This window comes from Thermosynechococcus sp. OHK43 (genome assembly GCF_014466085.1).
Lineage (GTDB): Bacteria > Cyanobacteriota > Cyanobacteriia > Thermosynechococcales > Thermosynechococcaceae > Thermosynechococcus.
Window position 1 is genome coordinate 1 of the sequence record NZ_JACOMP010000078.1, and the last position, 10174, is coordinate 10174.

9 protein-coding genes are annotated in these 10174 nt (G+C 54.8%); 6 read left to right on the forward strand and 3 right to left on the reverse strand.

The window, feature by feature from the left end:
• A partial coding sequence (locus H8Q75_RS03345; RefSeq protein WP_297040500.1) for an aspartate kinase occupies nucleotides 1–669 on the reverse strand: 669 nt, incomplete at its 3' end.
• Nucleotides 670–805: 136 nt separating this feature from the next.
• On the opposite strand from H8Q75_RS03345, the gene ftsH reads away from it, so the two are divergent.
• Genes ftsH through purB form a run of 4 tightly spaced genes read left to right on the forward strand, consistent with a single transcriptional unit; the run spans nucleotide 806 to nucleotide 7360 of the window.
• The gene (ftsH, locus tag H8Q75_RS03350; protein WP_024124871.1) at nucleotides 806–2734 is read left to right on the forward strand and encodes an ATP-dependent zinc metalloprotease FtsH; all 1929 of its coding nucleotides are present in this window, start codon (nucleotides 806–808) and stop codon (nucleotides 2732–2734) included.
• Between the two features lie 14 nt (nucleotides 2735–2748).
• Nucleotides 2749–4893 (forward strand): ATP-binding protein, encoded by a 2145-nt coding sequence (locus tag H8Q75_RS03355; protein ID WP_024124870.1) that lies wholly within the window; start codon nucleotides 2749–2751, stop codon nucleotides 4891–4893.
• A gap of 31 nt (nucleotides 4894–4924) precedes the next feature.
• Nucleotides 4925–6013 (forward strand): LOG family protein, encoded by a 1089-nt coding sequence (locus H8Q75_RS03360; protein ID WP_024124869.1) that lies wholly within the window; start codon nucleotides 4925–4927, stop codon nucleotides 6011–6013.
• A 51-nt stretch (nucleotides 6014–6064) separates the two neighbouring features.
• Nucleotides 6065–7360, forward strand: coding sequence for an adenylosuccinate lyase (gene purB / locus H8Q75_RS03365; RefSeq protein WP_024124868.1), 1296 nt, complete (start codon nucleotides 6065–6067; stop codon nucleotides 7358–7360).
• Here the strand turns inward: purB and pyrE are convergent.
• Together pyrE and cysS are read right to left on the reverse strand one after the other, a co-directional pair.
• Nucleotides 7357–7926, reverse strand: coding sequence for an orotate phosphoribosyltransferase (pyrE, locus tag H8Q75_RS03370; protein WP_297040506.1), 570 nt, complete (start codon nucleotides 7924–7926; stop codon nucleotides 7357–7359). The genes purB and pyrE overlap by 4 nt on opposite strands.
• A 14-nt stretch (nucleotides 7927–7940) precedes the next feature.
• A complete protein-coding gene (gene cysS, locus H8Q75_RS03375; RefSeq protein WP_041429104.1) occupies nucleotides 7941–9401 on the reverse strand; it encodes a cysteine--tRNA ligase in 1461 nt (486 codons plus the stop codon).
• 98 nt (nucleotides 9402–9499) lie between these two features.
• Here cysS and rpsN point away from each other — a divergent pair, with 98 nt between their 5' ends.
• The gene (gene rpsN, locus H8Q75_RS03380) at nucleotides 9500–9802 is read left to right on the forward strand and encodes a 30S ribosomal protein S14 (protein ID WP_011057663.1); all 303 of its coding nucleotides are present in this window, start codon (nucleotides 9500–9502) and stop codon (nucleotides 9800–9802) included.
• Between the two features lie 43 nt (nucleotides 9803–9845).
• Complete coding sequence (locus tag H8Q75_RS03385) at nucleotides 9846–10133, forward strand: 4a-hydroxytetrahydrobiopterin dehydratase (RefSeq protein WP_024124864.1); 288 nt, start codon at nucleotides 9846–9848, stop codon at nucleotides 10131–10133.
• Nucleotides 10134–10174: the final 41 nt, after the last annotated feature.

Consider the following 10174-nt stretch of genomic DNA (forward strand, 5'->3'; position numbering starts at 1 on the left):
GTTGCGGGCAATCTCCACCGCGCGGGGGTGCAAGACCTTTGCCCCTAAGCTGGCCAACTCCAGCATTTCATCGCAAGTAATTTCGCTCATCAGTTGAGCCTTGGGCACTAGCCGGGGATCGGTGGTCAAAATGCCGGGGACATCGGTGTAAATTTCACAGCAATCCGCCCCTAGGGCAGCCGCCAAAGCCACAGCTGAGGTATCCGACCCGCCACGCCCAAGGGTGGTGACTTCAAAATCGGCAGCAGCAGTAATCCCCTGAAAACCGGCCACAACCACCACTTGTCCTTCTTTGAGGTGCCGTTCGAGGCGCTGGGTCTCAATGTGGAGAATGCGGGCACGGGTGTGGGCCGGTTCAGTAACAATTCCCACTTGGGCGCCGGTCAGGGAGATAGCGGGTTCCCCCAAGGCATGGAGAGCCATTGTCAATAGAGCGATCGAGACTTGCTCCCCCGTCGAAAGAAGCATATCCATTTCCCGCTGACTGGGGCGATCGCTAATGGCATAGGCCAGTTGCACCAAGCTATCCGTCGTTTTGCCCATGGCCGAGACCACCACCACTACCTGATGTCCTGCTGCCACAGTTGCCTTGACCCTACGGGCTACCGCTTGAATGCGCTCGACACTACCGACGGACGTGCCGCCATACTTTTGTACAATCAGTCCCATGGGCGTTCTAAAAAGAATGCTGTCCTATTTTATATTCAGGGCGGCGATTCTGGGCTGTGGCTGATCCGTGGCGCCAGGGAACTGAAAAATCGCTGTTAAACTGGAAATTGGAACTGAATTTCGGAAACGGGTCTCGATGAAATACGCTCAACGCCTTTGCCAACGGCTGAGTCAACTGGCTTTGGTCGTGGGTCTCTCGTTAGCCCCCACCAACATGGGTCTAGCGCAGTCGAGCAACAATAACACCGTTTCCTACACTCAATTCCTCAATGCCCTTAAAGCCGGTGAAGTTCGCTCCGTCGAACTCTATCAGGAACAGGGGCTAGCCAAGTTTCGCCGCAAGAATCAGCCAGAACAATCGCCTCCCCAAGAGGTACGGCTTTTTGATCGCAATCCCGAACTGGTGGAACTGCTGCGCCAAGTGAGCAGTCGCTATGACACGACGGTGCGGGTGGTGCCCTCAGGCAATGAGAGCGCCCTTTTCAGCCTAATTTCCAACTTGGTGCTGGGCTTCTTTCTGCTGATTTTATTCCTGATGATTTTGCAGCGGGTCAGTAATGCCCCTGGCGGCCCTGGGCAGATTCTCAACTTTGGCAAATCCCGCGCCCGCTTTCAAATGGAGGCACAAACGGGGGTGACCTTTGGCGATGTGGCAGGAATTGAAGAAGCCAAAGAAGAGCTTCAGGAAGTCGTCACCTTTCTCAAGAATTCAGAGAAATTTACCTCTATTGGTGCCCGTATTCCCAAGGGGGTCCTGCTGATTGGGCCGCCGGGAACTGGGAAAACGCTCCTTGCCAAGGCGATCGCCGGTGAAGCCGGGGTACCCTTCTTTTCCATTTCTGGCTCTGAATTTGTGGAAATGTTTGTCGGCGTTGGGGCTTCTCGCGTGCGGGATCTCTTTAGAAAGGCCAAGGAAAACGCCCCCTGCTTGGTGTTTATTGACGAAATTGATGCCGTTGGTCGCCAACGGGGTGCGGGGATTGGCGGTGGCAATGATGAGCGCGAGCAAACCCTCAACCAACTCCTGACGGAAATGGATGGCTTTGAGGGCAATACGGGCATTATTGTAATTGCGGCAACAAACCGCCCCGACGTTTTGGATGCTGCCCTACTGCGCCCTGGCCGCTTTGACCGCCAGATTACCGTTGATTTGCCCAGCTACAAAGGACGCCTACAAATTCTCCAAGTCCATGCGCGCAACAAAAAAATTGCCCCTGAGGTGTCCCTAGAGGCGATCGCCCGCCGTACCCCCGGTTTTTCTGGTGCCGAATTGGCTAACCTTCTCAATGAAGCCGCCATCCTCACAGCGCGCCGCCGCAAACCCGCCATGACCAATGCGGAAATTGACGATGCCATTGACCGGGTCACCATTGGCATGACGCTTACCCCCCTCCTCGACAGTAAGAAAAAGTGGCTGATTGCCTACCACGAAGTGGGGCATGCGCTGTTGATGACACTTCTAAAACATGCCGATCCCCTCAATAAAGTGACGATTATTCCCCGTTCTGGGGGCGTTGGTGGCTTTGCTCAGCAGATCTTTGATGAAGAGCGGGTAGATAGTGGCCTCTATACTCGTGCTTGGCTCCTCGATGAGATTACCATCCTATTGGGGGGGCGCGCTGCCGAAGTGGAAATTTTTGGTGATGCTGAGGTCACTGCCGGTGCCAGTAGCGACCTGCGAGCCGTAGCCAATCTGGCGCGGGAAATGGTGACCCGTTACGGTATGTCGGATTTGGGACACCTAGCCCTTGAAACAACAGGCAACGAGGTTTTTCTGGGTCGAGATCTCATGCCCCGCGCTGAATATTCTGAAGCCGTGGCCGTGCAAATTGACCGCCAAGTGCGTGAGATTGTTATGCACTGCTACGAGATTGCCCGCAAACTGATCCGCGAGCATCGGGGGGCCGTTGACAAGCTGGTGGAGCTGCTCCTTGACAAGGAAACCATTGACGGTGATGAGTTCCGTGCCCTGGTGCGTCAATATACCACCCTACCTGTCAAAGAACCCCCTTGGAAGGCGACGGCTACCCCCGTGTCCTTTCGTCAGGATGCCCAGCCGTCCTAGGTAAGGAGGCAACGGTGAGCGATGAGCGGCAGGCAGTCCGCCACCTATTAGTCCTCGAAGACAGTGAGGGACGGCGACCCATTTTGCTAGAGGCAGCCACCTACTCCATTGGCCGTGATCCGACGAATTCAATTGTGCTCCACTCCAAGATGGTCTCACGGCAGCACGCGATTTTGTTCCGAGTGACTAGTCCTGAGACCAATAGCTATCTTTTTCGCCTGATTGATGGCGATTTACAGGGCAAGCGCAGTACGAATGGGACTTTGGTCAATGGCCAGCGGATTGTTGCCCATGACTTGCGCACTGGCGACATGATTGTGTTTGGCGGTGATGTGCGTGCCCGCTACCTGACCCTGACCAACATGACGGATACCGAGTTTCAGGATTTTTGCCGCAGTACCGATGTCTTAGGATTTCTCTCTAAAAGCACCAATCCCTTTGCAACGCTCGTTCCCCTCAGTGAGGGCAATATCGAGAATTTTAGTGAAGCAGCCTTGGTGCGCCTGGCTTCCTATCCGGAACTGACGCCCAACCCGATTTTAGAGGTGGATTTGGAGGGGAAGGTGACGTATCTCAATCCAGCGGCGGTGATGCAGTTTCGGGACTTGCAACAACAGAAGTTGGCTCATCCCCTGCTATTGGGACTGCCGGAACTAGCACGCTACATGAAGCAAACCCAAGAAAAAGTCCATGTGCGGGAGGTGGAGTACCAAGGACGCATCTACGAGCAATCGATCCACTACATCTATGAAAGTGAGCTGATCCGCAGCTATGTCATGGATGTAACCGATCGCAAGCGAGCCGAGGAACAACTGCGCAACCAAGCCCGCCGCGAGGCCATCATTAACCGCATCATTCAAGCCATGCGGACCACCATGGTAGCAGCGGAGGTTCTGCAAATTACCGCTGATTTACTCCTAGAAGCCCTAGGTTCGACCCTCTGCCTGATTACACAAACCCATGCTCCCCATAGCCCTACCTCTGCAAGCCGTCCTCCCTTTGTCAGCTTACCCGAGGACTTGATTGCTCTCAACCAGCAGGCGATCGCCCTTTTTGAACCCACCCTCAGGAAGGGTGAACAGGTGGTTTTGGCGGTTGATGGTCCGGATTTGCCGGAGCCACTGCAAAGGGCTCTGAGAAGCTTAAATGTCAACGCCTTGGTGATCACGCCGCTGGTTTACCTCGGCCAACTCCTGGGGCAAATTACGCTTCTAGATTGTGAGTGGGAACCGAGTGAGGCAACGTCAGTTTTGGCGAGCGATCGCCCCCTTTGGCAACAAACCTTGCCCAAGTCTTGGACACCGGAAGATTTAGGCCTCCTCAAAACCATTGCCGATCAGTGTGCCCTTGCCATTCACCAAGCCCAGCTTTACCAACAGGTGCAAGAACTCAATGCAGATTTAGAGCGACAAGTGCGTGCCCGTACCGCTGAACTGGAACAGAAAATGCAGGAGCTAGAGCGGCTTAATGCCATTAAGGATGATTTCTTGAGTACCGTCTCCCACGAGTTGCGTACGCCCATGGCTAATATGAAAATGGCCATCTATATGCTGAAGCAATTTGCCACCGACGATCGCCAGAAACGCTACCTCGACATTCTCGCCAATGAGTGCAACCGCGAAACCGAACTGATCAATGATTTATTAGATCTGCAACGCCTGGAGGCAGGGCGCAGCCAGATTCAACAGGAGGTGATTGATCTCAACAGTTGGCTGCCTGCGGTGCTCGAACCCTTTCGCAACCGCATGCAACAGCGGCAGCAATCCCTTGAGGTTTTGCGCCCCGCCACGTTGCCCCCCCTCCTCTCCAACCGCCATGCCTTAGCCCGCATCTTAGCAGAGTTGCTCAACAATGCTTGTAAGTATAGCCCTGCTGGCGCACAGATTGTTGTCCGGTTTGATCCAATCGGGGGCGATCGCCTGCAAATTCAGGTGAGCAATCCCTCAGAGATCCCCAGCGAAGAGCTGCCGCGCATCTTTGAAAAGTTCTATCGCATTCCCAATGCCGATCCGTGGCAACAGGGGGGAACGGGTTTAGGCCTCGCCCTCACCCAAAAACTCGTAGAGCAATTGCAGGGTGAAATTAGCGCCGACAGTGCAGCAGGCATGACCACCTTTACCCTCAGCCTACCCCTTGCCACAGGCGATCCCTCCACCTGATAAAATAGGGTGCTAACGTTTTTAGGGTGCCATGACCCTTTCGCGAGTCGCTTTAAGTAGCCTACAGCAAGACGTCGACGAGTTAATTAGTCGCTTGGATAAGGTGCCCCACGGCGACGTGATTTACCAAGCCCTGCAGCTTTTTCTGGAGATTGCCGATGAGGAACTGGAACGACTAGATTGGAAAATTCTGCGTTCCTGCCTGCGGGATATGCACCAAGCCCTGCGGGTCTTTGCCCCCTATCGCCATACCCGCAAAATATCGATCTTTGGCTCTGCCCGCACCCCCTCCAGCGCGCCCGTCTATGAAATGGCGGTGCGCTTTGCCCAAGCCGCGAGTGCGGTGGGGTTTATGATTATCACCGGTGCCGGGGGCGGCATCATGGAGGCTGGTAACAAAGGGGCAGGCCCCAATAAGTCCTTTGGCCTCAACATTGAACTGCCCTTTGAGCAGGGTGCCAATCCCTACATTGAAGGGGATCCGCGCCTGATTCACTTTAAGTACTTTTTTACGCGCAAGCTCTTTTTGCTTAAGGAAACCGATGCCATTGCCGTCTTTCCCGGTGGCTTTGGCACCCAAGATGAAGCCTTCGAATGCTTGACCCTGTGCCAAACGGGTAAGGCCCCCCCTAAACCCTTGGCCTTGATGGACGTTCCCGGTGGTACCTACTGGCAGCATTGGGATCGGTTTATTCGCGAGGAATTGGCGGCCAAGGGGCTAATTAATGGAGAAGATCAGGAACTTTACCGCATCTGCACTAGTGTGGACGAAGGCTTAGCCTATCTGAGTGGCTTTTATCGGGTCTATCACTCCAGCCGCTATGTGGGCGATCGCTTGGTGCTGCGGTTGAACCAAGACATTAGTGATGCTGCCTTAGCAGAACTCAATCGGGATTTTCAAGACATTCTCGTATCGGGGCAGATTGAACGGACTGAACCGTTGCCTCGGGAAGTAGAAGACGAGCAACCCATCAACCACCCTGCCTTGACCCACACGCTCCACCTACCGCGATTGATCTTGCACTTTAACCAGCGGGATTACAGCCGTCTTTACCAACTCATCTATCGCCTCAATGGCTTTGCCACAGCGGCGACGGTGTACCATCCCGAACGTAAATAGGCGATCGCCATTCGATTCCAGTTTTTCATCACTCTAGCTAAACACACGCCCATGATCGAACGCTATACCCTTGCCCCGATGGGGAATCTCTGGACGGATGCCTACAAATTCAAAACATGGCTTGATGTTGAGATTGCCGTCTGTGAAGCCCAAGCCGACCTGGGGCATATTCCGGCGGAGGCCGTTGCCGAGATCAAAGCCAAGGCCAAGTTTGACCCCCAACGGGTACAGGAAATTGAAGCGGAGGTGAAGCACGATGTCATTGCTTTCCTGACCAACGTCAACGAGCATGTCGGCGATGCTGGGCGCTATATTCACCTTGGCTTGACTAGCTCCGATGTTCTCGACACTGGTTTAGCCCTGCAACTGGTGGCCAGTCTAAGACTGATTCAAGAGCAGTTGGAGCATCTCATTCAGGCGGTGCGCCACCGTGCCCAAGAACATCGCTATACAGTGATGGTGGGACGCAGCCATGGCATTCACGCTGAACCCATTACCTTTGGCTTCAAACTGGCGGGTTGGTTGGCGGAACTGCTGCGCCATCGCGATCGCCTGTGTCAGTTACAGCGCACAGTGGCGGTGGGCAAAATCTCCGGCGCAGTGGGCACCTATGCCAATGTCGATCCGCGGGTAGAGGCGATCGCCTGCCAAAAACTAGGACTGCAACCCGATACCGCCTCTACCCAGGTCATTTCCCGCGATCGCCATGCAGATTATGTGCAAACCCTTGCCCTGCTAGGCGCCAGTCTGGAGCGCTTTGCCGTTGAAATTCGCAATCTACAGCGCACCGATGTTCTGGAAGTGGAGGAATTTTTCGCGAAGGGTCAAAAAGGTTCCTCAGCTATGCCCCACAAACGCAATCCCATTCGTTCCGAGCGGCTCACGGGTCTAGCGCGGGTGCTGCGGGGCAATGCCTTGGCTGCCCTGGAAAATGTTGCCCTTTGGCATGAGCGGGATATTTCCCACAGTGCAGTGGAACGGGTAATTTTGCCCGACAGCTCGATTCTCACCCACTTTATGCTGGTGGAAATGACTGACTTGGTGCAAACGCTGCAGGTTTATCCCGAGAATATGCGCCGCAATATGAATTGCTACGGCGGTGTGATCTTTAGTCAGCGGGTGCTCTTGGCCTTGGTGGAAAAAGGCCTCAGCCGTGAAGCGGCCTATGCCCTTGTGCAGAAACATGCCCATGCCGCTTGGAATCAACCCCAGGGGGACTTTGCCGCCAACCTAAAGGCAGACCCTCAAATTCAGCGGTATCTCAGTCCTGAGGAATTAGAGGCCTGCTTTAACCCAGAGCACCACCTGCGGCACTTGGAGGAAATTTACCAGCGCTTGGGAATTTAAGTGTGATTGAGATAGGCTTCTAAGTCACTGATTTGGAAGAGCGATCGCAGGGGTACCCCCTGAGCCGCAAAGGCCGCTGCTCCCCCCCCTTGGCGATCCACAATCGCTAGGACTTCATTCACCACATAGCCCGCCTCTTGGAGACGCAGAACGGCCTTGAGGGCAGACCCCCCCGTTCTGATCACATCCTCAAGCACTGTGACCACTGCCCCCTGGGGCAAGGGGGGGCCTTCAATAAAGCTCATCGTGCCGTGGCCTTTGGCTTCCTTACGCACAATCAGCGCCGCCCGATCCTGCCCCGCTAAATTGGAAAGTACGCTCACCGCTACTACCAAGGGATCTGCCCCAAGGGTGAGACCTGCCACCGCCACCGCTTCAGGGGCTAACTGCTCCAAGAAGAGCCGCCCCACAAGGTAAGCGCCCCGCGCCGAGAGGGTGACGGGTTTGCAGTTGATGTAGTAGTGGCTTTTTTGGCCAGAGGCCAGGGTAAACTCGCCGGCACGGTAGGCATCGCGGCAAAGAAGTGCCAAGAGTTCCTGACGCAGGTCAACAAGGGAATCGTCCATGGTGTTCTCCAGTGTTAGGGGGCTGAGGGCACGCGAAACCAATGGGTGGTGCCGTCCTTTTGATCCACGAGCTTGACCCCTTGAGCCAAAAGGAGATCCCGCAGGCGATCGCTCTCGGCGTAATTCTTGGCTTGGCGGGCAGCCGTGCGAGCCGCAATTAACTCTTGAATCTCCTCATCGGTTAGTCCCACTGTTGGCGAAGGGTTGCGCTCCGCTTTCGCCTCCAGACCCAAGACCTGAGCCAGGGTTACTAAGGTGTGCCAATCGCGGCTAACCTCGGCGGGCGATCGCCGCCCCTCTCCCCCATGGAGATAGCGATGCTGCTCACGATTGAGGGTTTTTGCCAGCTCAAAGATCACTGCTAGAGCCGCTGCGGTGTTCAAGTCCTCATCCATGGCCTGGCAAAAGGCTTGAGTACTGGGGTGGCTCCTCACCGCATCTGCATCTATGGGGGGCAGGGGAATCTGCTGATGCAAGTGCAGTGCTTCCCCTAGGGTTTGCCAGCCCTTGGCAGCGGCAGTCAGTGCCTCTGGCGTAAAGTCCAAGGGTTTGCGGTACTGAGCCTGCAAGACCAATAGGCGCAAGGCCATGGGATCCACCCCCTGAGCCAGCAGGTCACGAATGGTCGTGAAATTCCCCAAGGACTTGGACATTTTCGCAGTGTTGACGGTAACAAAGCCGTTGTGGAGCCAAAATCGCGCTAGGGGCTGTTGCGTCACCGCCTCCGATTGGGCAATTTCATTCTCGTGGTGGGGAAAAATTAAATCCATACCGCCGCAGTGGATATCCACTGTGGCCCCAAAGGCCTGCCGCACCATTGCTGAGCATTCAATGTGCCAGCCGGGGCGCCCTTTACCCCAAGGGGCTTCCCAAGGATTATAGACCCTCATTTCCTCTGGCTTTGCCGCTTTCCAGAGGGCAAAATCCAGGGGATGGCGTTTGCGCTGCTCCTCCTCTTCCTCAATGCGACCACTGGCACCGGCCATCAATTGCTCAAGCTGGCGCCCCGAGAGCTTGCCATAGCTGGGAAATTGCGCCACCGCATAGTAAACATCTCCCCCAGCCACGTAGGCATAGCCCCGATCCAGCAGCCCTTGGATGAGGTTAATAATTTCTGGAATCACCTCTGTGGCGCGGGGATAAGCACTGGCGGGCAGGATATTCAAAGCCGCCATGTCCTCGTGGTAGGCGGCAATGTAGCGATCGCTAACCGTCGCCATGGTTTCACCGTTTTCATGGGCACGGCGCAGAATTTTGTCATCAATATCGGTAAAATTCTGCACATAGTGCACTGTGTAGCCCAAGAACGTGAGATAACGGCGCAGCACATCCCAAGCTACATAGGAACGGGCGTGCCCTAAATGGCAATAGTCATAGACTGTAACACCACAGGCATAGATCGTCACCCGCTCTGGGTGCAGGGGCGAAAAGGGTTCAAGGTGGCGAGACAATGTGTTGTACAGATGTAAGGGCACAGAAACACCCCGCAAGGATCAACAGTTGCAGCAGCAAATCGCTCTTTGATAGGATATAGAATACCAAATTCATCATTATCGAGGACAAACACACCCCCATGGCCAAAAAAAGCATGATCGAACGGGAAAAAAAGCGGCAACGGCTCGTTGCGAAATACGCCAGCAAACGCCAAGAACTGAAAGCTCAACTGGCCAGTGCCGAAACCCAAGAAGAGATCATGAGCATCCATCGGCAACTGCAACGGTTGCCCCGTAACAGTGCCCCTTCGCGGCTGCGGAATCGCTGCTGGTTGACGGGTCGTCCTCGTGGTTACTATCGCGATTTTGGCCTCTGCCGCAATGCCCTGCGGGAAATGGCTCACCAAGGATTACTGCCCGGGGTTGTCAAGTCCAGTTGGTAACTTGACGTTGCTACCCTACAGCTAATAGCACTGAGGCAAAACGATGGCAGAGCGATTATCTCCAGAGGAGATTCAGGCACAGTTAGCTAGCCTACCCGGCTGGAAACAGGTGGGCGATCGCCTTGAGCAAACCTTCACCTTCAAGAACTTCCTAGGTTCCATTGCCTTTGTCAATCGCCTTGTGGATCCCGCTGAGCAGGCTGGGCATCACCCTGATTTATCCATTTCTTGGAATCGGGTCACAGTCTGTCTCACCACCCATGATGCTGGGGGGATTACCCAAAAGGATATTGATTTAGCCAAGGTCATTTCCAATCTGGCAGCGGCATAAATTTCGTCAGCATTTGCCAACATTTAAGGATTGGGCAAAGA

Excerpts from the sequence above, each read along its gene's own strand:
- pyrE (WP_297040506.1), bottom strand. The coding sequence starts at position 7,926 with ATGGACGATTCCCTTGTTGACCTGCGTCAGGAACTCTTGGCACTTCTT.
- rpsN (WP_011057663.1), top strand. The coding sequence starts at position 9,500 with ATGGCCAAAAAAAGCATGATCGAACGGGAAAAAAAGCGGCAACGGCTC.
- H8Q75_RS03360 (WP_024124869.1), top strand. The coding sequence starts at position 4,925 with ATGACCCTTTCGCGAGTCGCTTTAAGTAGCCTACAGCAAGACGTCGAC.
- purB (WP_024124868.1), top strand. The coding sequence starts at position 6,065 with ATGATCGAACGCTATACCCTTGCCCCGATGGGGAATCTCTGGACGGAT.
- H8Q75_RS03385 (WP_024124864.1), top strand. The coding sequence starts at position 9,846 with ATGGCAGAGCGATTATCTCCAGAGGAGATTCAGGCACAGTTAGCTAGC.
- ftsH (WP_024124871.1), top strand. The coding sequence starts at position 806 with ATGAAATACGCTCAACGCCTTTGCCAACGGCTGAGTCAACTGGCTTTG.